This window comes from Cronobacter sp. 153480017-3 (assembly GCF_053627815.1).
The window spans coordinates 259,318-283,242 of record NZ_JBSEYN010000007.1 but is presented as its reverse complement, the minus strand read 5'-3'; the positions used below and the strand labels follow the sequence as shown (position 1 = coordinate 283,242).

The following is a 23,925-nucleotide window of genomic DNA, read 5'->3' as shown; positions in this document are numbered from 1 at the left end:
CCTACTGTGGCTTCTTTCGGAAGCCGAAGCACCACTGAAACAAAACAGGATGCAGACATGGTTACTTTTCACACCAATCACGGCGACATCGTAATCAAGACGTTCGATGACAAAGCGCCGGAAACGGTAAAAAACTTTCTGGACTATTGCCGCGAAGGTTTCTACGACAACACCATTTTCCATCGTGTAATCAACGGCTTTATGATTCAGGGCGGCGGTTTTGAGCCGGGCATGAAACAGAAAAGCACTAAAGATCCTATCAAAAATGAAGCCAACAACGGTCTGAAGAACACCCGCGGTACGCTGGCTATGGCGCGCACCCAGGCGCCGCACTCCGCAACGGCCCAGTTCTTCATCAACGTGGTGGATAACGACTTCCTGAACTTCAGCGGCGAAAGCCTGCAGGGTTGGGGCTACTGCGTGTTCGCAGAAGTGGTCGAAGGTATGGACGTGGTTGATAAAATCAAAGGCGTTTCCACCGGCCGCAGCGGCATGCATCAGGATGTGCCGAAAGAAGACGTGATTATCGAGCGCGTAACCGTCAGCGAGTAATTCGTGGCGACGCTCTTTATTGCAGATCTTCATCTGTGCTCAGAAGAACCGGCGATTACCGCCGGTTTTCTGCGTTTTTTAGCCGGTACCGCGCGTGAAGCGGACGCCCTTTACATTCTGGGCGATCTCTTTGAGGCCTGGATTGGCGATGACGACCCGGAACCGCTGCACCGTGAGATAGCTGCCGCCCTGCGCGCGCTCGTGCAATCCGGCGTCCCCTGCTATTTCATTCACGGCAACCGCGATTTCCTGCTTGGCCGTCGCTTCGCCCGCGAAAGCGGTATGCAATTGTTACCCGAAGAGCAGGTGCTGGATCTCTACGGCAGACGCGTCCTGATTATGCATGGCGACACGCTGTGCACCGACGATGCTGGTTATCAGGCGTTTCGCGCCAAAGTGCATAAGCCGTGGCTGCAAACCCTTTTCCTCGCATTACCCCTGCGGCTGCGCCGCCGCATCGCCGCCCGCATGCGCGCCGGCAGTAAAGCCTCTAACAGCCAGAAAGATCTCGCCATCATGGATGTCAACCCGCAGGCAGTGGTCGATACCATGGAACGCCAGCAGGTGCAGTGGCTCATTCACGGCCACACCCACCGCCCTGCCGTCCATACGCTTGAGGCGAACGGCAAGCCCGCGCACCGCGTGGTGTTAGGTGCCTGGCACAGCGAAGGCTGGATGGTCAAAGTCACCCCCGACAACGTGGAACTGGTAGCGTTTCCGTTCTGATTAGCGCAGCGCTTTTTGCCGCGCTCGCGCCTACGCAACCGTTTTCCTTGCCGGTTTTCCGTGATATTCTCGAGGCCCTCGTAACGGCGACCCCGTTGATTTTGCCGCCTGACCACAGGAGTTTTGAGACGTATGTCTTCCAGCCACACCCCGGCGCGTATCGCCATCGTCATGGGTTCCAGAAGCGACTGGGCCACCATGCAGTTTGCCGCAGAAATTCTCGATGCCCTGGATGTTCCTCACCACGTTGAAGTGGTTTCCGCGCACCGCACGCCCGATAAACTCTTCAGCTTCGCCGAGCGCGCGCAGGAGAACGGGTTTCAGGTGATCATCGCGGGCGCAGGCGGCGCGGCGCATCTGCCGGGCATGATTGCCGCGAAAACGCTGGTGCCGGTGCTGGGCGTGCCGGTGCAGAGCGCGGCGTTGAGCGGGCTGGACAGCCTCTACTCTATCGTTCAGATGCCGCGCGGCATTCCGGTGGGAACGCTGGCTATCGGCAAAGCGGGCGCGGCGAACGCGGCTCTGCTGGCCGCCCAGATCCTGGCGCAGCACGACAGCGCGCTGCTGGCGCGTCTTGAACACTGGCGCCAGAAACAAACCGAGGAAGTGCTGGAGAATCCGGACCCGCGGGGTGAGGCATGAAGCAGGTATGCGTGCTGGGTAACGGCCAGCTTGGCAGAATGCTGCGCCAGGCGGGCGAACCGCTTGGCATTCGCGTCTGGCCGGTAGGGCTCGACGCCGATCCGCAGGCGGTGCCGTTCGCACAGAGCGTTATCACGGCGGAAATTGAACGCTGGCCGGAAACCGCCCTGACCCGCGAGCTGGCGCGCCACAACGCGTTCGTTAACCGCGATGTTTTCCCGCTTATCGCCGACCGTTTCACCCAGAAACAGCTGCTCGATAAGCTCAATCTCCCCACCGCGCCGTGGCAGTTGCTGGCAAGCAGCGACGAATGGCCGCAGATTTTTGAGAGCCTCGGTGAGCTGGCTATCGTCAAGCGCCGCACCGGCGGCTACGATGGCCGCGGCCAGTGGCGGCTTCGCGAAAACGAGACGGAGACGCTGCCCGCTGAATGTTACGGCGAGTGCATCGTCGAGCGGGGCATTAACTTTACCGGCGAGGTGTCGCTGGTGGGCGCGCGCGCGCATGACGGCAGCGCGGTCTTTTATCCGCTGACCCACAACCTGCATCAGGACGGTATTCTGCGCACCAGCGTGGCCTTCCCGCAGGCGAACGCCACCCAGCAGAAGCAGGCCGAAGCGATGCTGCGCGCGATTATGGACGAGCTTAACTATGTTGGCGTGATGGCGATGGAATGTTTCGTCACGCCGCAAGGCCTGCTGATTAACGAGCTTGCGCCGCGCGTGCATAACAGCGGTCACTGGACGCAGAACGGCGCATCCATCAGCCAGTTTGAGCTGCACCTGCGCGCCGTCACCAATCTGCCGCTGCCGCAGCCGGTAGTGAGCGGCCCGTCGGTGATGGTGAATCTGATCGGCACCGATCTGAATTACGACTGGCTGAAACTGCCGCTGGTGCATCTGCACTGGTATGACAAAGAGGTGCGTGAAGGCCGTAAAGTCGGGCATCTGAATCTGAGCGATGCCGAAGCTACGCTGATTGACGCCACGCTGGAAGCCCTCGCCCCGTTGCTGCCGCCGGAATACGCAAGCGGCATCGCCTGGGCGCAGGCGCATTTGCGATAAGAAAAGCACCCTGCGGGGTGCTTTTCTATTGGGTGTGGCGGGTGGTTTACTGGTGGGTGCGCTGCGCTTACCCACCCTACCATTCACCTTTTTACGGAGTGTGATGGGTGTTTGAATGGTGGGTGCGCTGCGCTTACCCACCCTACAAACGGTTTAATACCGGCCTGTGCGCTGCGCTTACGCACCCTACCATTCACCATTGCTCATCCCCGTAGGGCGGGTAAGCGAAGCGCACCCGCCGGGCCAGCATTACCCCTCCAGCGCCTGCTCGAGATCCGCGAGCAAATCCTCCGCGTTTTCAATCCCGACCGACAACCGAATCAACTGCGGCGTAATGCCATTCGCCAGCCGCTGCTCAAGCGGAATCGAGGCGTGCGTCATACTGAACGGCTGGCTCACCAGGCTCTCCACGCCGCCGAGGCTTTCGGCAAGCGTAAAGAGCCGCAGCTTTTTAATCACCTGCGCCGCACGCTGGTTATCGCCGCGCACCACGATGGAAATCATGCCGCCTGAGAGCGCCATCTGACGTCGCGCCAGCGCATACTGCGGATGGCTTTCCAGCCACGGGAAAAACACCTTTTCCACCTGCGGATGCTGCGCCAGCCGCTGCGCAATCTTCAGCGCGCTGGCGCTGTGCCGCTCCATACGCAGCGCCAGCGTGCGAATGCCGCGCAGCGTCAGAAAGCTGCTGAACGGGTCGAGCACGCCGCCGACGGCGTTCTGCAGATAGGCCAGCTGCTGCGCCAGTGCAGGGTTATCGCCGACCACCGCCAGCCCCGCCACCACGTCGGAGTGGCCGTTCAGGTATTTGGTGGCTGAATGCACGACAATATCAAACCCGAGCGTCAGCGGGCGGTGAATGGCGGGCGAGGCGAACGTATTATCCGCCACGCTTATCAGCCCGCGCCTGCGCGCCAGCCCGGCAATCGCTTCGAGATCCGCCAGTTTCAGCAGCGGATTGGTCGGCGTTTCGACCCAGATCATCCGGGTTTCCGGGCGGATCGCCGCCTCCAGCGCCGCGAGATCGTCCGGCTTCACCCAGGAGACGGTCAGCCCCGCGGTGCGCTTACGCACATTTTCCAGCAGCCGGTACGTGCCGCCGTACACATCGTCCACCGCCACGATATGGCTCTCTTTGTCGAGCAGCTCCAGCACCGTGGAAATCGCCGCCAGCCCGGAGGCAAACGCGAATCCCTGGCTGCCCGCTTCAAGCTCCGCGATGGCGCGCTCCAGCGCGTGGCGCGTCGGGTTGCCGCTGCGCGAATATTCATAACCGGTATGCTCGCCGGGCGCGGGCTGCGCGTAGGTGGAAGTGGCGTAAATCGGCGGCATCACCGCGCCATGCTGATCGTGATGCGTGCCGCTGTGCACGCTGAGCGTTGCGAATTTATCCATGATAAAACTCCTTAAGATTCAAGCTGGTTGCGCCAGCGGTTCAGCACATCGGTACGGGTGATAAGCCCGAGAAAGCGCGTCTCGTCGGTAATCACCGCCACCAGACCGCGTTCGAAAACCTCAAACAGTTCCCGCTCGCTGGCACTTTTATCAAGCGTCACCACTTCACGGTTCATGGCCGCCGAGACAGGCGTGAGAAAGCGCTGGCTGTCGCCGCGGATAAACGTCAACAAATCCCACTCATCGACAATGCCCACCACGCGCCCCTGCGCCAGCACCGGAAGCTGCGAGATATCGTAAAGCCGCATCCGGGCGAGCACCGTCGCAAGCGAATCATCAGGGGCCGCAGTCACAGCTGCGCCTTCGTCATGGCGAAACGCGATGTAATCACGCAGATCGCCCACGGCGGGCCGCGTTTGTAGCCCCTGCTGGCGCAGCCAGTCGTCGTTAAACATTTTCGAGAGATATTTATTGCCGCTGTCGCAGGCGAACGTCACCACGCGTTTCGGCGTGGTCTGCGCGCGGCAGTAGCGCAGCGCGGCGGCCAGCAGCGTGCCGGTGGAGGAGCCCGCCAGCACGCCTTCGATTTTCAGCAGATCGCGCGCGGCGGCGAACGCGGCGGCGTCGGTCACGCGAAAAGCCTGCCGGACGCCCTCCAGATGCGCGAGCGGCGGAATAAAATCTTCGCCGATGCCCTCCACCAGCCACGATCCCGCCTCGTGATAGCGCCCCGTTTCAACCTGATCGGCCAGGATCGATCCTGCCGGATCGGCGAGCACGAATTCAGTGTGGGGAGAGTGTTCGCGAAACCAGGCCTGAAGCCCGCCGAGCGTGCCGCCGGAGCCAACGCCCACCACGATGGCGTCAATGCGCCCTTCCGCCTGCGCAAAAAGCTCCGGCGCGGTGGTGGTCTGATGCGCCAGCGGGTTGGCGGGGTTATTAAACTGGTCGATGTAAAACGCGCCGGGCGTTTCATCGGCGAGGCGCTGCGCGTAATCCTGATAATAGGCCGGGTGGCCTTTGTTAACGTCCGAGCGGGTGAGGCGCACGTCCACGCCCAGCGCGCGCAGGTGGTAAATTTTCTCGCGGCTCATTTTGTCCGGCACCACCAGAATCAGCTTGTAGCCCTTTTGGGCGGCGATAAGCGCAAGGCCGAGACCAGTATTGCCCGCCGTGGCTTCAATAATGGTGCCGCCGGGCGCAAGCCGCCCCTGGCGTTCGGCCTCGTTAATCATTGAGAGCGCCACGCGGTCTTTAATCGAACCGCCGGGGTTCTGGTTTTCCAGTTTGAGCAACAGTTCACACGGGCCGGTATCGAGCTTTGCAAGGCGCAGCAGCGGCGTCTGCCCGATAAGAGAGGTTACAGAATCGACTATCGACATGGTCGGTTTATCCAGTCATCAGAGAATGGCCAAATGATAGGACTGCGTTTTTTGGCGGTTAAAGAATCATTCGCGGGTCTTTAGAACCAGATGGAATATTCTCTGCTGTTCTGGCGGTAAAGAAGGCAAGCGGTAAAGTCGTCCGGAAATATCGATGGCTGAATGAGGCGTTTTTGCTGCGATTTTCGCCATTTTTTCTTATACAGACGCCCGCTTTTGCCAGTTTGCGCATTTAGATTGCCGGAATTTATCGAAGCCGCCCGGGATGTTTTCCGTATACCCCGGCAAGAGTGAGCGGCGTACAATGGCGGCGTTTTAAAAAAGATGAGAACAACATGCAAAAGGATGCACAACGGCGGCCAGACAGCGACGACGCGCTGGCGCTTATTACACGCGGCGTCACGCTGATTGACGTTCGCGCGCCGGTGGAGTTTGCGCAGGGCGCGATGCCAGGGGCGATTAATCTGCCGCTGATGAATAACGACGAGCGCGCGGCGGTCGGTACCTGTTACAAACAGCACGGCCAGCAGGCCGCACTGGCGCTCGGCCACCGTCTGGTGTGCGGCGAGGTGCGCGAAGCCCGGCTTAACGCGTGGCGTCTCGCCTGCGAGCATCATCCCGAGGGCTATCTCTGCTGCGCCCGTGGCGGAATGCGCAGCCATATCGTTCAGCAGTGGCTGCATGAGCGCGGCATCGACTATCCGCTGGTGGAAGGCGGTTACAAACGGCTGCGCCAGGCGGCGATGGACGCCACGGATCGCTTAAGCCGCCTGCCGATGGTGCTTATTGGCGGGTGTACCGGCAGCGGCAAAACGCAACTGGTGAAAGCGCTGCCGACCGGCATCGATCTGGAAGGGCTGGCGCATCATCGCGGCTCGTCATTTGGCCGGACGCTGACGCCGCAACGGGCGCAGGCCAGTTTTGAAAACCATCTCGCCGCCGCGATGCTTAACCATCACGCCCGCTGGACGACCCTCAGCAACCCGTTCTGGGTGCTGGAAGATGAAGGCAAAATGATAGGTGCCAACCATCTGCCCGCCGTACTGCGCGAACAGATGCTACAGGCACCTGTTGCGGTGGTCGAAGAGCCGCTGGAACGCCGTCTGGAGCGGCTGCGTGAGGAGTATTTTGTGCAGATGCAGGCCGCGTTTCAGGCAGCGCTCGGCGATGAAGCCGAAGGCTGGCGCGCTTATGGCGACTACCTGCACCACGGGCTTTACGCCATCCGCCGCCGTCTGGGGCTTGCGCGCTACGCCGAGCTGGCCGCCCTTCAGGAGGCTGCGCTCGTCCATCAGCAGCGCACCGGTGAAACACACGCGCATTTCGCCTGGCTTGCGCCGCTGCTCGAAGGCTATTACGACCCGATGTATCGCTATCAGTTAGAGAAAAAAGCGCAGCAGATCGCGTTTCGCGGCGACTACCAGCAGGTGGACGCCTGGCTGCGTCACCGCTACTACGCTAGCCGTTAAACTGGCGAAACAGCGCTTTGCCTTTTAAAAGCCGCACGCCGAGCCAGCCGCCGCACAGCGACAATAACAACGCGCCGCAGAGCGGCAGCATCGCCCATAGCCGCCAGTCCGGCTCCCACGGGAAGTCAAACACGCGGGTTTGCAGCACGCCGAGCGCCACTTCCGCCCCGATGGCGGCCACCAGCCCCGCCACCAGGCCAAGCAGCGCGAACTCGCTCCAGAGCGTGGCGCGCAGCAGTTTTTTCTCGGCACCCAGCGTGCGGTAGACCACCAGCTCCTGGCGGCGCTGATGCATGCCCACCTGCACCTGCGCCAGCAGCAGCAACACGCCGCAGACGGTCACCAGCACGACCATCACCTCCAGCGCGCGGCTCACCTGCTCCAGCACCTGGCCTATCTGTCTGAGGATCGCCCCGATATCCAGCACGCTCACCGTCGGAAACTCCCGGTTAAGCTGCGTCAGCATAGTATCGGCCTTGTCAGCGCGGAAACTGGTCAGGTAGCTTTGCGGCTGCCCGTCCAGCGCGCCCGGCGGGAAGATGAAGAAAAAGTTAGGCCGCAGGCTCTCCCAGTCCACTTTACGCAGGCTGGTCACTTTCGCGGTAAACGCCTGGGTGTCGCCAGTGAAGGTCACGCTGTCGCCAGGCGCGATATTCAGGCGTTTCGCCAGCCCCTCTTCCATCGAGACTTCGCCCGCGCGCGGCGGCCAGCGTCCTGCGGTGAGCGGATTATGCTCCGGGCGCTCCGCCTGCCAGGTGAGATTGAGCTCGCGATTGAGCGCCTCATCCTCATTACCCACGGTGGCCTTGCCGTTAATCTGCGTCAGCCGCGCGCGAACGATGGGGTAAAACGCCTGCGGGATAATCTGATGCTCCGCCAGAAACGCTTTCACCGCGTCGCGCTCCTCCGGTGCGATGTTAATCAGAAAATAGTTCGGGCTTTCCGGCGGCAACTGCTGCTGCCAGCGGTCGAGCAGATCGCCTCTTAACACCAGCAGCAGCGCCAGCAGCATAAAAGAGAGCGAAAACGTCGCGAGCTGGCTCAGAGTTTGCCAGGGCTGGCGCAACAGGCGGTTGACTGCGAGACGCAGCGCCAGCGAGCGCAACCGCAGGCGACGCATCGCCCACAGCAGCGCCCAGCCCGCAAGCCCGCACAGCGCCGCCAGCACGACGGCACCCGCGAGAACGGCCCAGACCAGCATCCGGCCGCCCATTAATCCGGCAAGCAGCGCCACCACAATCAGCGCCATTACCGGCAAATAGATTTTCAGCGGCCAGAGATTTGCCACCGCGTCGCGGCGCAGTACCCGCAGCGGCTGTGTCGCAAGCAGCAGCCGGTAAGGCCGCAGCCCCACCAGCAGCGAAATCACGACCATCGCGCCCACGGCCCATAGCCACGGCCAGAAACTCGCTTCCGGCAGCGCGGCAGGCAGCACCGGTTTGAGCAACCGCATCAGGATCGCTTCAAAAAGCAGGCCCGCCACGCCGCCGGTGACGGTCGCCAGCAGCAGCACCATCAGCCACTGGCCGACGATAAGCCTGCGCAGCGCCGCGCGTCCGGCACCCAGCGTTTTCAGAATGGCCACCAGGTCATAACGGCTGCGACAGTAGTGGCTCATCGCCACCGCCACCGCGGCCACCGCCAGCAGCAGGGTCAGGAGCGCCGAGAGCAACAGGAACTGCTGCGAGCGCTGGAGCGATTTACCGAGCGCGCTGTCGTCCTCCTCAAGGCCGGTCCAGCGGTGTTCCGGCTGAAGCTGCGGCAGCAGCCAGCGTTCATACTGCGCGAGCGCCTCAGGCGCGCCTGCGAATTTATAGCGCCAGGTGAGACGGCTGCCGGGCTGCACCGCGCCGGTCTGTTCGACATCCGCCAGGTTCATCAGCAGTCGCGGGGCCATCTGGAACGGGTTAAAGCCGCTGTCCGGCTCCTGGATCACCTCGCCCGCCACCTTCAGCGTCGCGTCGCCCACGTCCACCGGATCGCCGGGTTTCACGCCAAGCAGCGCCATCAGGCGAGGTGCCAGCAGCACCGTGCCCGGCGCGGGCAGAAGCCCCTGCGGGCGCGTTTGCAGCGTGCCGTAGAGCGGGTAGCGCGTATCCACCGCCTTAACGCTCGCCAGCTGCGGGCGGTCGGCGGCAAACGTCATGGTGGAAAAACTGAGCTGCCGGGAGACGGCAAGACCCTCTTCCCCCGCTTTATCGAGCCACGCCTGCGGCACCGCGCGGGAACTGCGCAATGTCCGATCACCCGCCATAAATTCACGCGTCTGCTGGCTTAAGCCTTTCTCCATGCGGTCGCTGATGTTGCCGAGCGCCAGCACGCAGGCGACCGCCAGGCTCAGCGCCAGCCAGACGATTAACAGCGACGGCGAGCGCCATTCGCGCCAGAACCAGCGGGCCGTCATGCTTCCTCCCACAGCTTGCCGTCACGCAGCCGCAGCGTGCGATCGCAGCGGGCCGCCAGTTCAGGATCGTGCGTCACGAGGATAAGCGTCGTGCCGCTGTCGCGGTTTAAGGAGAAGAGCAGATCGGCGATGCGATCGCCCGTCAGGCGATCCAGATTGCCGGTCGGTTCATCGGCAAAGAGCACCGCCGGGCGGCCATTGAACGCGCGCGCCAGCGCCACGCGCTGCTGTTCGCCGCCGGAGAGCTGCGCGGGCAGGTGATCGAGGCGTTTGCCAAGCCCGAGCTGTTCCAGCAACGCCTGCGCCTGCTGGCGGCTGGCCTTACTGGTTTCGCCACGCAGCATCGCGGGCAGTTCGACATTCTCCAGCGCGTTGAGTGTCGGGATCAGCATGAACGACTGAAACACAAAGCCGACGTTCCGCGCGCGCAGCCGCGCCCGCGCTTCTTCGTCCATCTGATGCAGCGGCTCGCCAAGAAGGCGCACTTCGCCGCTGGTGCCGTCGTCCAGCCCCGCGAGTATGGCCAGCAGCGTTGACTTGCCGGAGCCGGACTCGCCCACCAGCGCGATGCTCTGGCCCGGTTTGACAACCAGTTCAACTCCGGTAAGGATGGACAGGGCGTGTTCCCCCTGACCGACGGATTTATTAAGATGATGAACTTCAAGAATGTTTTCCGCTGGCATTTCCCTTTCCTGTTACTGGCGTTATTAAGCTTTCGCGCCGCCGCGGCGGACACGTTACTGGTGCTGGGCGACAGCCTGAGCGCCGGTTATCGTATGGCGGCGGACGCCGCCTGGCCCGCGCTGCTCAACGATAAATGGCAGCAGCGCGACGTGCGCGTGGTCAACGCGAGCATCAGCGGCGACACCGCTCAGCAAGGGCTCTCGCGCCTGCCTGCGCTGCTTAAACAGCATCAGCCGCGCTGGGTGCTGATAGAGCTTGGCGGGAATGACGGCCTGCGCGGTTTTCCGCCGGATACGCTTTCCGCCACGCTCAGGAAAATCATAGAACAGGTTAAAACTGCGGGCGCGGAGCCGCTGCTGATGCAGATCCGCCTGCCAGCGAACTACGGACGCCGCTACAATCAGGCGTTTGAAGCGATTTACCCGGAACTGGCGCAATCTTTTTCCATCCCCCTGCTGCCCTTTTTTATGGAAGAGGTTTACCTCAAACCGCAGTGGATGCAGGACGATGGCATTCATCCCAATCGCGACGCCCAGCCGTTTATTGCCGACTGGATGGCGCAGCGACTGGCCCCTTTAGTTAAACACGACTCATAACCCTGCGGGGCGCTGAGCGGGTAAAGTTATGCAAAAATCACTCTTAATTACAGGATGTTCCAGCGGTATTGGTCTTGCCTGCGCGCATGAGCTGCGCCGCCAGGGCTTTCAAATCCTTGCGGCCTGCCGCAAGCCGGACGATGTGGCGCGCATGAACACGCTGGGTTTCATCGGCATTGAACTCGATCTCGACTCCCCGCAGAGCGTGGAGGCCGCCGCGCAGGAGGTGATTCGCCTGACGAATAACCGCCTGTACGGGATTTTCAATAACGGCGGCTACGGCGTGTACGGGCCGCTCTCCACCATCAGCCGCGCGCAGATGGAACAGCAGTTCTCGACGAACTTTTTCGGCGCGCATCAGCTCACCATGCTGCTGCTGCCCGCGATGCTGCCGCACGGCGAAGGGCGCATCGTCAATACCAGTTCGGTCATGGGGTTAATTTCAACCCCCGGACGCGGCGCCTATGCCGCCAGCAAATATGCGCTGGAGGCGTGGTCTGACGCGCTGCGCATGGAGCTGCGCTACAGCGGCGTGAAGGTGAGCCTGATTGAGCCCGGCCCTATTCGCACGCGCTTTACGGAAAACGTCAACCAGACGCAGACGGATAAACCGGTCGAAAACCCCGGCATCGCCGCGCGTTTTACACTCGGCCCGGAGGCGGTCGTCGCCAAAGTGCGCCATGCTTTTGAGAGCCCGAATCCGCGCATTCGCTATCCGGTCACGCTGGTGACGCATGCGGTAGGCATACTTAAACGGCTACTGCCGACGCGAATTATGGACAAAATTTTACACGGGTAAGTTGAAGGCGAGCGCCCTGCCCCCATGTAAAAAAGAAATCGACAACAGAGAGTGACTCATGTCCGAACAGAATATTATCAACCTCAGCGAAGCGAACCTGCACCAGATCCTGGAGCAATCCATGACTGTGCCGGTGCTCTTCTATTTCTGGTCCGATCGCAGCCAGCACTGCCAGCAGCTGACGCCGGTACTGGAAAAACTGGCGAACCAGTATCAGGGCCAGTTTATCCTCGCGAAAGTGGACTGCGATAACGAACAGGCCATCGCCGCGCAGTTTGGCCTGCGCGCCATCCCGACGGTCTATCTGTTCAGCCAGGGGCAGCCGGTGGACGGCTTCCAGGGCCCGCAGCCGGAAGAAGCGATCCGTGCGCTGCTGGACAAAGTGCTGCCGCGTGAAGAAGAGCTGAAAGCGCAGGAAGCGATGGCGCTGATGCAGGAAGGCAAACATCTTGAAGCGCTGCCGCTGCTGAAAGAGGCCTGGCAGATGTCGAACCAGGCGAGCGAAATCGGCCTGCTGCTGGCGCAGGCGCAGATAGCGCTTAACCGCTCTGAAGACGCCGAAGCGGTGCTGAAAACCATTCCGTTGCAGGATCAGGACACCCGCTATCAGGGCCTGGTGGCGCAGATAGACCTGCTGAAACAGGCGGCGGACACGCCGGAGATCCAGCAGCTGCAGCAACAGGTGGAGCAACACCCGGATGACGCGCAGCTCGCCAGCCAGCTTGCGCTGCAACTGCATCAGGTCGGCCGTAACGAAGAGGCGCTGGAGTTGCTTTTTGACCACCTGAAGAAAGATCTTAACGCCGCCGACGGTCAGGCGCGTAAAATGTTCCAGGAAATCCTGGCCGCGCTGGGCACCGGTGACGCGCTGGCGTCAAAATATCGCCGTCAGCTCTACTCCCTGCTCTACTGATCCCCGCCGGCAAGGATGCCGTGACATTCCCCTGCCAGATTCGGGCGCTGCGCCCGGCGCTGGCAGGCGGTAGAATAGTCGCTATTGCACACAACAGGAGGTTGGTTCGATGCTGTTTATTATCCCCGTACTTATTTTCGTCGCGCTGGTTATCGTTATGGCTGGCGTCAAAATCGTGCCGCAGGGTTTCCAGTGGACAGTGGAGCGCTTTGGCCGCTATACCAAAACCCTGCAGCCTGGCCTGAATCTCGTGGTGCCGTTTATGGATCGCGTGGGCCGCAAAATCAACATGATGGAGCAGGTGCTCGATATCCCGTCGCAGGAGGTTATCTCTAAAGATAACGCCAACGTCACTATCGACGCCGTCTGCTTTATTCAGGTGATCGACGCGCCGCGCGCGGCGTATGAGGTGAGCAACCTGGAGCTTGCCATCATCAACCTGACCATGACCAATATCCGTACCGTGCTGGGCTCGATGGAACTGGACGAAATGCTGTCGCAGCGTGACAGCATCAACACCCGCCTGCTGCACATTGTCGATGAAGCCACCAATCCGTGGGGCATCAAAGTCACGCGTATCGAAATCCGCGACGTGCGCCCGCCCGCCGAGCTTATCGCCTCGATGAACGCCCAGATGAAAGCCGAACGTACCAAACGCGCCTATATTCTGGAGGCCGAAGGCGTGCGCCAGGCGGAGATCCTCAAAGCCGAAGGCGAAAAACAGTCGCAGATCCTCAAAGCGGAAGGCGATCGCCAGTCGGCGTTCTTGCAGGCGGAAGCCCGTGAGCGTTCGGCCGAGGCAGAAGCGCGCGCCACGAAAATGGTTTCCGAAGCGATCGCCGCGGGCGATATTCAGGCGGTAAATTACTTTGTGGCGCAGAAATATACCGACGCGCTGCAGCAGATTGGCTCTTCCAGCAACAGCAAAGTGGTGATGATGCCGCTGGAGGCCTCAAGCCTGATGGGTTCGATAGCCGGGATCGCCGAACTCATGAAAGAGAGCGGCAACGAGCGTAAACGCCCATGATGACCCTTATCCTCTCTCACCCTCACGTCTTCTGGCTCTGCCTGGGCGGACTGCTGCTGGCGGCGGAAATGCTCGGCGGCAACGGCTTTCTGCTCTGGAGCGGCGTGGCGGCGGTAGCGACCGGGCTGCTGACCTGGCTTCTGCCGCTGGGCTGGGAGTGGCAGGGCGTGAGTTTCGCGCTGTTCATGCTTATCGCCGTCTGGCTCTGGTGGCGCTGGCTGTCGCGTCGCGCACAGCCGCGGCCTGACAACGCGCTTAACCAGCGCGGTCAGCAGCTGATTGGCCAGCGCTTTATGCTGACGCAGTCGCTGGAGAATGGCCGCGGGCAAATTACCGTCGGTGATAGCGTCTGGCCGGTCGTGGCGAGCAGCGATTTACCGGCAGGTACAGTTGTTGAAGTGGTCGCGCTCGACGGCATTCGCCTGCGCGTGCAGGCGAGCCGGACGCAATAGCCGATTCTCGCAAGACAGCACTGTTCAATAAAAGCCTGTTCGGGCATGATCCGGACAGGCTTTTTTACAAAATATTCACAAGGAAACGACGTTATGACGCTACGACTGACAGGGATCGCCCTCGCGCTGCTGACGCTGCCCACGCTCTGCGCGCAGGCCTCTTCTGATATTGAAGACTGCACGTGGGGCACGCCGGGCTGCGTTCTGCAAGGCGAGCCCTGGCTTAATGTGAATAACGACACCCGCGACAACCTGATTCGCCTTATCAGCGAGCAGAAACATTTCGCGCTGCCGGTCTGGCCGCTGCCCGCCGACACGCGCACCACCCGCGATTACCACTTCGGCTATCACGAAGAAGATGTCACGGAAACTGCCGCGCCCGGCACCGCCGCAGGCGATGCGCCGGACCCGCTGGCAACGCTGCTGACCAGTATGCATCTCGACCCGGCCGCCGCGACGCAGAGCGACGCCGACCGTGAAAACCGTTTTGTCTCCAATAATTCGCAGAGCGTCATCGCGTTTCTGACCGCGCTGAATAATGAAAAATCGCTGACCGACGCGCAGCGTCAACATCTGGCGCAGGCGCGTCTGAGTATCTATCAGGCGCCTGACAGCACGCCAGAGAGCCTCAACGCGCCGCAGGGATCGGCCGCCGCCGCGTTCGATGAATATCTTGGCGCGGCGAGCGCGTTTTATCAGGGCGACTACCCCGCCGCGACGGAACGTTTTAGCGCGCTTAAAGCCGGCAGCCAGCCATGGGTGGCGCAGACCGCCGCCTATATGCTGATGCGCGTGGCGCTTAACCAGAGCAGCGCCGCGGCGGTGGACGACGATTACGGCCTGTTTGATACCACTAAAATCGACAACAACGCCGCGCGCCAGGCGCTCGCCTTTTCCGAGGCGTACCTGAACGCCTGGCCGCAGGGCGACTACGCCGACTCCGCACGCGGTATGCAGCGTCGCATCTACTGGTATCTCCAGGACTGGGACGCGCTGGCTCCGCGCTACGAGCAGGCGCTGAAAGCGGCACCGGACGCCGACGCCCTGCGCGCGCTGCTTTTAGAAAACGACACCAAACTGCAAAGCAAAGACGCCAGCGGCGACACCTGGTTTGTCAGCAGCCCGGACGCGCCGCTGCTCACCTTTACCCAGACGCTGCGCTGGCTGCGCGAAAATGAACGTAAAGCCGACAAAAACCCGCACGTGACGCGCCAGATGCTCGACGATTACAAACCCATCTATGAAAAAGCGGGGCTGATGCCGCTGTGGAACTACCTGCAAAACGCGTGGCTCTTCTGGCAGCAGCAGGATTACGCGGCCGTCGTGGCGGCGATTAAGCCTGCCGACAGCGTGCCGCAGAACGATATTCTCGCCTTCAGCGAGCAGGTGCTGTACGGCGACGCGCTGGGCGCGCAAAAGCAGTGGGCCGCCGCGCGCGACCACTGGCAGCGCCTGCTGAAATCCGCCAAACCGGGCGCTGAACAGCAGCTATTGCAGATGAAACTGGCGGCCGCGCTGGTTGAGAACAACGAAACGGCGGCGATTTTCGCGCCGCAGAGCCTGGTGACGGGCCTGCGCTACCGCTCACTGGTGCTGAAAACCAGAGCGCCGCTGGAGCTCCTAAAAGATCAGGCGCTGCACGGCATGAACAACGAAGAGCGCACGATTGCGCTGCACACGCTGCTCACCCGTCATCTGACCGAAGGCCGCTACCAGGATTATCTCCAGGATAAAGCGCTGGCCGGCGATCTCAAACCGCTGGATGAGAAGACATACGGTGACGTCAGCCTGACCATTTTCAACTGGAAAGGCGACGATGTGGCGAAAGGCTACGCCTGCAGGCCGCTTGACGAGACCGCGAAAACGCTGGCGGCTCACCCGGACGACAGCCACGCGCTGAACTGCCTCGGCGAGTTTTTCCGCCTGACGGGCGCGCAGGTCAACCCGTGCGGCGACAGCGGCGGTAACAGCACACTCGATACCGTGACCCGCACCGAACACCCGGTCGGGCTGCCGAACCGTCAGCACTATTACCAGCAGGTGATCGCCAACCCCAAAGCCGAGCCGGAAGATAAAAGCTACGCGCTGTACCGCGCCGTGATGTGCTATGCGCCGTCAGGGTATAACGACTGCGGCGGCGAGGATGTCGATAAAGCGACGCGCAAAGCCTGGTTCGGGCAGCTTAAGAAAAACTGGCCGGGAAGCCCATGGGCGCAGCAGCTCAAATATTACTGGTAAGCCTGCTGCTGGCGACAATGAGCGCGTGGGCGCAGGCGACGCGGGCGAATGACGCCGACTACCGGGCCTTCTGGCTCTGGTCGGGCGTCAGGCCGTCTGCGGCGCTGCGTGAGGCTGAGGTCATCTATCTGCATCAGGGCGATGTGGTCACGCGCCAGGGCAAGCCCGCGTTTGTGCGCCTCGGCCAGCCGGTCGCCCGCCTGCGCGCGCCTGCCCTCTGGCTCACCGTGCGGCTTGAGCGGCTCGATCTCAGCGATGAGATGCTCGACACGCTGGCCCGCCTGCCCGTGCGCTGGGCGCAGGCGGGAAATCCGGTGACCGGGTTACAGATTGATTTTGACGCAGCGACCCGGCGCATCGGGGATTATGGCCAGTTTTTAACGCGGCTGCGGGCGCGACTGGATGGCCGTTTCGCACTCGGCGTGACAGGGCTGCTCGACTGGGCGCAGACCGGCAGCGTCGCGCAGCTTAACGCCCTGCCGGTGGATGAACTGGTGGTGCAGACTTATCAGGGGCGACACACGGTGCCGGGCTACGCGCGGTATTTACCCGCCCTGCTCGGCCTGCGCATTCCGTTTAAAATTGGCATCGCGCAGAATGGCGAGTGGGATAAGGCGCAGGAGAAAACCCTTGCGGCATCGCCCTGGTATCGCGGCGCGGTGATTTTCGTGATGAACGGCGAGCGCTGATTTTACGCGTCTGCCCGCCGGTGGCAGCAGCCGGAGAGATTATCGATAATCGGGCAGTCGGCGCTGTCATCCCCAGGACATGCGGCGGCGAGATCCAGCAACTGCTGGCGCATCGCCCGCAGGCTTTCGATATGGCTTTCGATTTCCGCCACCTTTTGCAGCGTGCGCGCTTTCACGTCCGCGCTGTGGCGCGCCGGATCGTTAAACAGATGCACCAGTTCGCGACACTCTTCCAGGTTAAACCCCACCAGCCGCGCCTGGCGCAGCAGCGTCAATTCATCGATATGCCGCTGCGAATAGGTGCGGTAGCCGTTATCGCCGCGCAGCGGCGGCGTCACCAGCCCTTTCTCTTCGTAAAAACGAATCGCTTTGCTGGTCAGCCCGGTTTTTTTTGCCACATCGCTGATATTCACGTTTCCCCCTTGACCTTCCCCTTGATGGAAGGTTTACGCTAAGTAACAGTAGAACGAATTGAGTTTTCTGGTCAACCCGAGGCTGACCGCTTACTGAGGAGACAACGTATGTCAAACACCATAGAACTGGCCCTGGACGGGCTTTCCTGCGGACACTGCGTAAAACGGGTGAAAGAGAGCCTGGAGCAGCGCCCGGATGTTGAACGCGCGGATGTCACGATTGAACATGCCAGCGTCATCACCACCGCACCTGCGGACGCCCTGATTGAGACGGTGAAACAGGCCGGTTACGACGCGATCCTCGCACACCCAAAGGCTAACCCGCTGACAGAGTCATCAACCCCGTCGGAAGCACTGACAGCGGCGCAACCTGAGCTTCCGGCAGCAGATAACGCCGACGATGACGACAGCCGACAGCTGCTTATCAACGGCATGAGCTGCGCCAGTTGCGTGAGCCGCGTTCAGAACGCCCTGCTGGGGGTGGCGGGCGTCACGCAGGCACGGGTCAATCTCGCGGAGCGCACGGCGCTGGTGATGGGCCATGCCTCCGCCGCTGATTTAATCGCGGCGGTTGAAAAAGCGGGCTACGGCGCAGAGGCTATCGATGACGACGCCGAACGCCGGGAACGCCAGAAGCAGACCGCGCAGGCGGCTATGAAACGCTTTCGCTGGCAGGCGGCGCTGGCGCTCGCCGTCGGCATTCCGGTGATGATCTGGGGCATGTTCGGCGACAACATGATGGTCACCGACGCCAACCGTTCGCTCTGGCTGGTCATTGGGTTTATCACGCTCGGCGTGATGATTTTCGCGGGCGGTCATTTTTATACCAGCGCCTGGAAAAGCCTGCGCAACCGCAGCGCGACGATGGATACGCTGGTGGCGCTCGGCACCAGCGCGGCCTGGCTCTACTCCATGAGCGTCAACCTCTGGCCGCAGCATTTCCCGATGGAAGCGCGCCATCTCTATTACGAAGCCAGCGCCATGATTATTGGTCTGATTAACCTCGGCCATATGCTGGAGGCGCGCGCCCGCCAGCGTTCATCGAAGGCGCTGGAGCGCCTGCTGGATCTGACGCCGCCGGTTGCGCGCGTCGTCACGCCGGAAGGCGAAAAAAGCGTGCCGCTGGCGGAAGTGACGCCGGGCATGACGCTGCGCCTCACCACCGGCGATCGCGTCCCTGTGGATGGTGACATTACCGATGGCGAAGGCTGGTTTGACGAAGCGATGCTGACCGGCGAACCGGTGCCGCAGCAAAAAGCGGCGGGTGATGCCATTCACGCGGGCACTGTCGTACAGGATGGCAGCGTGCTGTTCCGCGCCGCCGCGGTGGGCAACCATACCACGCTGTCGCGCATTATTCGCATGGTGCGCCAGGCGCAGAGCAGCAAGCCGGAAATCGGCAAGCTGGCCGACCGCATCTCCGCGGTTTTTGTTCCGGTCGTGGTGCTGATTGCGCTGTTCAGCGGCGCGGTCTGGTATTTCGCAGGCCCGGCTCCGCAGATCGTCTATACGCTGGTGATTGTCACCACGGTGCTGATTATCGCCTGCCCCTGCGCGCTGGGCCTTGCCACGCCGATGTCGATTATCTCTGGCGTCGGGCGCGCGGCGGAGTTTGGCGTGCTGGTGCGTGACGCCGACGCGCTGCAACGGGCGAGCGACGTCGACACGCTGGTGTTCGACAAAACCGGTACGTTAACCGAAGGCAAACCGCAGGTGGCGGCCATCGCCACCACGGGCGACATCACCGAAGCGGACGCGCTGCGCCTCGCCGCCGCGCTGGAGCAAGGCTCCAGCCACCCGCTGGCGCGCGCTATTATCGAACGTGCCGGCGGCGCAGACCTTCCCGCCGTCAGCGGTTTTCGCACGCTGCGCGGGCTGGGCGTTAGCGGTGAGGCGCAGGGCAAAACGCTGCTGCTCGGTAATCAGGCGTTGCTGGAGGAAAACGGTATTCCGACCGACGCGCTGCGCGATGAGGCGCAGCGTCAGGCAAGCCTTGGTGCCACACCGGTACTGCTGGCGGTGAACGGTACGCTGGCGGCCCTCTTCGCTATTCGCGACCCGCTGCGTGAGGACAGCGCCGATGCCCTGGCGCGCCTGCACCGTGAAGGCTACCGGCTGGTGATGCTGACCGGCGACAACGCCGTCACCGCGAACGCTATTGCCCGCGAGGCGGGCATTGATGAAGTGATTGCAGGCGTCCTGCCAGATGGCAAAGCGCAGGCGATTCAGAAGCTTCAGCAGGCGGGTCGCAAAGTGGCGATGATTGGCGACGGCATCAACGACGCCCCGGCGCTGGCCCAGGCGGAAGTGGGGATCGCGATGGGCGGCGGCAGCGATGTGGCTATTGAAACCGCCGCGATCACGCTGATGCGCCACAGCCTGACGGGAGTCGCCGACGCGATGGCGATTTCCAAAGCGACGCTTGGCAATATGAAACAGAACCTGCTCGGTGCCTTTATCTATAACGCGCTCGGCATTCCCGTGGCGGCAGGCGTGCTGTGGCCGCTGACCGGCACCCTGCTGAACCCGGTGGTCGCAGGCGCGGCGATGGCGCTCTCATCGATTACCGTCGTCAGTAACGCCAACCGGCTGCTGCGGTTTAACCCGAAAAAATAAGCGCAAGCCCGCTCCGGCGGGCTTTTTTATGGCCGCAACATAGTGATGCAGATTCGGAAAACCAGCCAGGTTGCCCGCTACGCCGTTTCCCCTGAACCAGCCATAGTATTTATTACACCGCGCCTGAGCCCGGCATTATCGTGCTCGCCGTGTTGCACCACAGTCGCCTGCCTGCCGGTGAACGCTCCGCCCGGAGGGTTTGAAGCCCTCTCGTTTGCACCCGTCCCGCCTGCGCGTTAGCATGGCTTTTTACGTCAGGGGAAGTGGTTATGGGCCTGTTACGTCGTCTGCGCACCTGGTTTGACACGCTGCGCCCCGGTTATCCGTGGCCGGCGGTGGATATTACGCTGCCCGGCGGGCGCTACCTGCACCTGGTCGGCAGCATTCATATGGGCACCGCGGATATGGCGCCGCTCCCCGCGCGGCTGGTGGAAAAACTGCGGCGCGCCGACGCGCTGATTGTCGAAGCCGATATTCGCGGCGATAGCTCGCCCTTTGGCGATCCGCCGCCCTGCCCGCCGCTCGGCGAGCGTCTCGACGAGGCGCTGTTTCTCCAGCTTGAAAAACTTATCGACGATCTGGCGCTGCCGCTCTCCCGGCTCGATACGCTGCCGCTCTGGCAGGTGGCGCTGATTTTACAGGCGCACCAGGCGCAGCGCCTCGGCCTGCGGCCCGATTTCGGCATCGATTATCAGCTCTTAAACGCCGCGCAGACGCACCAGGTGAAAGTGAGCGAACTGGAGGGCGCACAGAGTCAGGTGGAGCTGCTGCGTCGCCTGCCGCAGGACGGTCTGGCGCTGCTTGAAGATACGTTAACCCACTGGCACACCAACGCGCGGCTGTTGCAGATTATGATGGGCTGGTGGATGGCGCGTCCGCCAGAGGCGGCAGGCAGCGTCGCGCTGCCGAACACTTTCAGCGCCGAGCTTGGCGATATGCTGATGCAGCAGCGTAACCGGCAGTGGCATCACTACCTGCTCTCGCTGCCGCCGGGGCGTTATGTAGTAGCCGTCGGCGCGCTGCATCTTTACGGCGAAGATAACCTGCCGGCGATGTTTCGCGCCTCTTAAAAAGAAGGCCAGTATCGCTACTGGCCCGTCAAAGAGGAACTTTTCGTTATTGTCGTTATGCCGCCCGCGACGGCGGACGGTTGCGGCGATTGTCGCGCAAACCATCCACGCTGCCAATATAATCCCGCAAGCTGATACAATTTTTTCGCCCCTGTCTGGCGCTATGCTGTGCCGACAGGTCACAGAAATGGGAAAGGAAACATGACGCCCGCGGTTAATCTACTCGAAAAAAATAAGATAGCTTTTACGCTGCACGCCTATGAGCACGACCCGAATGAAACCAACTTCGGCGATGAAGTGGTGCGCAAGCTCGGGCTTAATGCAGAGCAGGTCTATAAAACGCTGCTGGTGGCGGTGAATGGCGATATGAAACATCTGGCCGTCGCCGTCACGCCAGTCGCCACACAGCTGGATTTGAAAAAGGTCGCGAAGGCGCTCGGCGCCAAGAAAGTGGAAATGGCGGACCCGATGATAGCGCAGCGCACCACCGGGTATCTGGTAGGCGGCATCAGCCCGCTCGGGCAGAAAAAGCGCCTGCCGACGCTGATTGACGCGCCCGCCCGCGACTTCCCGACCATTTATATCTCCGGCGGCAAGCGCGGGCTGGATATTGAACTGGCGGCGGCGGATTTAGCGAAACTGCTGAACGCGCAGTTCGCCGATATCGCCCGCCGCGACTGATTACTGCCAGCTCACTTCGCCTTTCGGCTCAAAGGCGTTTACATCCAGCGGCGAACTCTGCTGGATGTACTGCTTCAGCACTTCAGCATCCACAAAACCGGTATTCACGTAACCCGGCTTTTTATCGATGGGCGGATAACCGTCGCCGCCCGTCGCGTTAAAGCTGAGCGTCGCCATACGATAGGTTTTCGCCGGATCGACCGGTTCGCCTTTGATTTTGACATCATTCAGCGTGCCGCCCGAGGCCGTAAAGCTTACGTTGGCGAACTGCGGATAAGCGCCGGAATCCGGTTTTTTCTGCGCGACAGCGGTCAGGTACTCCAGCACCTCTTTACCCGTCATATCGACATACACCAGCGTATTGCCGAACGGCTGGACCTTGAGCACGTCTTTATAGGTAATGTCACCGCCTTCGATGGAATCACGAATGCCGCCGCCGCTCATCACCGCGAAATCCGCGCCGGTGCGGGCTATCTGGGCGTTAAGAATTAAGTGGCCCATGCTGGTCTGCACAAAACGCACTTTGCTGCGATCGCCTTCAAGCCGCCCGTTGACGCTGCCGATTTTGACCATCAGCTGCGCCTGGCCCTTTTTCTGGAATGGCGTCAGCAGCGAGAGCATCTGCGGGTTCTCCGGGATCTGCGGCGTGTAGAGCACGCGCTCGGTCTGGCCGTTATCCCACGTCACTTTTTTCTTCAGGTTGATGGGGATGAGCTGATAGCGCACCAGCTTCATTTCGCCATTGCGGAACTGGAAATCCGCGCGGCCGACATATTTGCCCCACTCATGCGCCTGCACAATCCAGGTGCCGTTCTGCCGATCCGGCGCACACGGCGTGCCCGGCACGTAATCGACCTGTTTTTTATTCTCTGACGCCATACAGACCGGATCTTGTGAGTGACCGCCCACAATCATCGTCAGCGCGCCTGCCGGCAGCGCGCGCGCCAGCTCGACATCCCCGGGCGCGTTAGAGCCGTGATCGCCGTTATCGTAATGACCCATATGGGTGGCGGCGATGATGACGTCCGGTTTTTCATTCTGCTGTAATTCCTGAATCACCAGCTTCGCTTCGTCGGCAGGCTTGCGGAATTCGATATCGGTGAAATATTCCGGATTGCCGATTTTCGCGGTGTCGTCGGTCGTTAACCCGATCACCGCGATTTTAATGCCCTGCGGTTTGAAAATCGCCCAGGGTTTAAAGAGGCGCTCATTGGTGCTTTTCTGATAGATGTTGGCGGAGAGCAGCGGGAATTTGGCCCACTTTTCCTGCTGGCGCAGCACGCTCAGCGGGTTGTCGAACTCATGGTTGCCGACGGCCATCGCGTCATAACCAATGAGGTTCATGCCGCGAAAATCGGGCTCGGCGTCCTGTAAATCAGATTCCGGCACACCGGTGTTGATATCACCGCCGGAGAGCAACAGCACGCTGCCGCCCTGCGCGGTGACTTCACGCCGCACGCTGTCCACCAGCGTCTTCTGCGCCGCCAGACCATATTCGCCATATTCGTTGCGCCAGAAATGACCGTGATGATCGTTGGTGTGCAAAATGGTGATGTTATACGTTTTATCCTGCTCCCAGGCGGATGCCCCGCCGCTCAGCAGGCTAAGCCCCGCCAGCAGCGCGACAGCCAACCCTTTTCTGGCTAACCCCATGACAACTCTCCCTATCCTTAACGTGAATGCTGAAATTACAGCGCCTGCCGAACATACTCAACTTTGTTTTCAGATTTGCGACTTTCCTCAAAACCACAGCGTAACGGCAAGCAAGGTTTATGTCTTGTTACAAAAGCGGCGATTTAATGGCTCACAAACAAAAAAAGGTCTCTGCACGGCAAATTCACTGAATTGCTATCACCTTACGTTCATCTTCTCGTCAAAAAAGCGCCATTTTTCATCTGGGCAGCGTTATCAAAGCGTCGTTTACTTTTTCCTTTCTTAAAACACGTACTTTTGTCAGTGAAAGCACAAAATGGCCCGACCTGTTATCCGCATATCTTCTCGGTTTGTTCCTGATAATATGGATTTCTGCGTCCGGTTCGCATTTTTTGCTCTTAATGAGCGATTTCAGAAAGTTTTCGCTAATAAACTGCCCCGCGCTGCCGAAAATTGTCAT

22 protein-coding genes are annotated in these 23,925 nt (G+C 61.2%); 15 read left to right on the top strand and 7 right to left on the bottom strand.

The features are described from left to right. The first annotated feature begins 57 nt into the window (after positions 1-57). The 4 genes from ppiB (at position 58) to purK (ending at position 2,984) form a co-directional block, all read left to right on the top strand. Positions 58-552, top strand: a complete 495-nt coding sequence (ppiB, locus tag ACUW6V_RS16835) for a peptidylprolyl isomerase B (RefSeq protein ID WP_004387145.1) — start codon at positions 58-60, stop codon at positions 550-552. 3 nt (positions 553-555) lie between these two features. Then, a complete protein-coding gene (lpxH, locus tag ACUW6V_RS16830) occupies positions 556-1,278 on the top strand; it encodes a UDP-2,3-diacylglucosamine diphosphatase (protein ID WP_454038647.1) in 723 nt (240 codons plus the stop codon). Positions 1,279-1,410: 132 nt separating this feature from the next. Beyond that, complete coding sequence (gene purE / locus ACUW6V_RS16825; RefSeq protein WP_004387147.1) at positions 1,411-1,920, top strand: 5-(carboxyamino)imidazole ribonucleotide mutase; 510 nt, start codon at positions 1,411-1,413, stop codon at positions 1,918-1,920. Then, a complete protein-coding gene (gene purK, locus ACUW6V_RS16820; RefSeq protein WP_105603600.1) occupies positions 1,917-2,984 on the top strand; it encodes a 5-(carboxyamino)imidazole ribonucleotide synthase in 1,068 nt (355 codons plus the stop codon). The genes purE and purK overlap by 4 nt, the downstream gene beginning before the upstream one ends. A gap of 249 nt (positions 2,985-3,233) precedes the next feature. Here the strand turns inward: purK and ACUW6V_RS16815 are convergent, their stop codons facing one another. The 3 genes from ACUW6V_RS16815 to ACUW6V_RS16805 are packed head-to-tail and all read right to left on the bottom strand — an operon-like array spanning position 3,234 to position 5,993. Next, the gene (locus tag ACUW6V_RS16815; RefSeq protein ID WP_454038646.1) at positions 3,234-4,379 is read right to left on the bottom strand and encodes a trans-sulfuration enzyme family protein; all 1,146 of its coding nucleotides are present in this window, start codon (positions 4,377-4,379) and stop codon (positions 3,234-3,236) included. Positions 4,380-4,390: 11 nt separating this feature from the next. After that, positions 4,391-5,761, bottom strand: coding sequence for a pyridoxal-phosphate dependent enzyme (locus tag ACUW6V_RS16810; protein ID WP_454038645.1), 1,371 nt, complete (start codon positions 5,759-5,761; stop codon positions 4,391-4,393). Positions 5,762-5,819: 58 nt separating this feature from the next. Beyond that, positions 5,820-5,993, bottom strand: coding sequence for a hypothetical protein (locus ACUW6V_RS16805; protein WP_454038644.1), 174 nt, complete (start codon positions 5,991-5,993; stop codon positions 5,820-5,822). A 103-nt stretch (positions 5,994-6,096) separates the two neighbouring features. Between ACUW6V_RS16805 and mnmH the strand changes: the two genes are divergently transcribed. Beyond that, a complete protein-coding gene (mnmH, locus tag ACUW6V_RS16800) occupies positions 6,097-7,230 on the top strand; it encodes a tRNA 2-selenouridine(34) synthase MnmH (RefSeq protein ID WP_454038643.1) in 1,134 nt (377 codons plus the stop codon). On the opposite strand, the gene ybbP is transcribed toward mnmH, so the two are convergent. Together ybbP and ybbA are read right to left on the bottom strand one after the other, a co-directional pair. Beyond that, complete coding sequence (gene ybbP / locus ACUW6V_RS16795) at positions 7,220-9,634, bottom strand: putative ABC transporter permease subunit YbbP (RefSeq protein ID WP_454038642.1); 2,415 nt, start codon at positions 9,632-9,634, stop codon at positions 7,220-7,222. The genes mnmH and ybbP overlap by 11 nt on opposite strands. Beyond that, a complete protein-coding gene (gene ybbA / locus ACUW6V_RS16790; RefSeq protein ID WP_104672054.1) occupies positions 9,631-10,317 on the bottom strand; it encodes a putative ABC transporter ATP-binding protein YbbA in 687 nt (228 codons plus the stop codon). The genes ybbP and ybbA overlap by 4 nt, the downstream gene beginning before the upstream one ends. Between ybbA and tesA the strand changes: the two genes are divergently transcribed. The 7 genes from tesA to ACUW6V_RS16755 all read left to right on the top strand — a co-directional run bounded on the left by tesA (position 10,285) and on the right by ACUW6V_RS16755 (position 17,032). Then, entirely contained in the window at positions 10,285-10,914 is a 630-nt protein-coding gene (gene tesA / locus ACUW6V_RS16785) for a multifunctional acyl-CoA thioesterase I/protease I/lysophospholipase L1 (protein ID WP_004385476.1), read from the top strand. The genes ybbA and tesA overlap by 33 nt on opposite strands. A gap of 28 nt (positions 10,915-10,942) precedes the next feature. Then, positions 10,943-11,713, top strand: coding sequence for an SDR family oxidoreductase (locus ACUW6V_RS16780; protein WP_087600681.1), 771 nt, complete (start codon positions 10,943-10,945; stop codon positions 11,711-11,713). A gap of 58 nt (positions 11,714-11,771) precedes the next feature. Next, entirely contained in the window at positions 11,772-12,626 is an 855-nt protein-coding gene (locus ACUW6V_RS16775; RefSeq protein WP_007864309.1) for a co-chaperone YbbN, read from the top strand. A gap of 109 nt (positions 12,627-12,735) precedes the next feature. Then, positions 12,736-13,653, top strand: coding sequence for an SPFH domain-containing protein (locus ACUW6V_RS16770; protein ID WP_004385479.1), 918 nt, complete (start codon positions 12,736-12,738; stop codon positions 13,651-13,653). After that, a complete protein-coding gene (locus ACUW6V_RS16765) occupies positions 13,650-14,105 on the top strand; it encodes an NfeD family protein (protein ID WP_012125431.1) in 456 nt (151 codons plus the stop codon). Before ACUW6V_RS16770 ends, ACUW6V_RS16765 begins: the two co-directional genes overlap by 4 nt. Positions 14,106-14,198: 93 nt before the next feature. After that, positions 14,199-16,343, top strand: coding sequence for a hypothetical protein (locus ACUW6V_RS16760; protein ID WP_454038641.1), 2,145 nt, complete (start codon positions 14,199-14,201; stop codon positions 16,341-16,343). Next, a complete protein-coding gene (locus ACUW6V_RS16755; RefSeq protein WP_454038640.1) occupies positions 16,313-17,032 on the top strand; it encodes a DUF3142 domain-containing protein in 720 nt (239 codons plus the stop codon). Before ACUW6V_RS16760 ends, ACUW6V_RS16755 begins: the two co-directional genes overlap by 31 nt. 2 nt (positions 17,033-17,034) lie before the next feature. Here ACUW6V_RS16755 and cueR read toward each other — a convergent pair whose 3' ends face one another. Further along, a complete protein-coding gene (gene cueR, locus ACUW6V_RS16750; RefSeq protein ID WP_004387263.1) occupies positions 17,035-17,445 on the bottom strand; it encodes a Cu(I)-responsive transcriptional regulator in 411 nt (136 codons plus the stop codon). 108 nt (positions 17,446-17,553) lie between these two features. On the opposite strand from cueR, the gene copA reads away from it, so the two are divergent. The 3 genes from copA to ybaK all read left to right on the top strand — a co-directional run bounded on the left by copA (position 17,554) and on the right by ybaK (position 21,812). After that, complete coding sequence (gene copA / locus ACUW6V_RS16745; RefSeq protein WP_454038639.1) at positions 17,554-20,061, top strand: copper-exporting P-type ATPase CopA; 2,508 nt, start codon at positions 17,554-17,556, stop codon at positions 20,059-20,061. Positions 20,062-20,330: 269 nt separating this feature from the next. Then, complete coding sequence (locus ACUW6V_RS16740; protein ID WP_038881315.1) at positions 20,331-21,131, top strand: TraB/GumN family protein; 801 nt, start codon at positions 20,331-20,333, stop codon at positions 21,129-21,131. A gap of 201 nt (positions 21,132-21,332) precedes the next feature. Next, the gene (gene ybaK, locus ACUW6V_RS16735; RefSeq protein ID WP_004387265.1) at positions 21,333-21,812 is read left to right on the top strand and encodes a Cys-tRNA(Pro)/Cys-tRNA(Cys) deacylase YbaK; all 480 of its coding nucleotides are present in this window, start codon (positions 21,333-21,335) and stop codon (positions 21,810-21,812) included. On the opposite strand, the gene ushA is transcribed toward ybaK, so the two are convergent. After that, on the bottom strand, positions 21,813-23,465 hold the full coding sequence (gene ushA / locus ACUW6V_RS16730; RefSeq protein ID WP_004387266.1) for a bifunctional UDP-sugar hydrolase/5'-nucleotidase UshA: 1,653 nt from the start codon (positions 23,463-23,465) through the stop codon (positions 21,813-21,815). Positions 23,466-23,925: the final 460 nt, after the last annotated feature.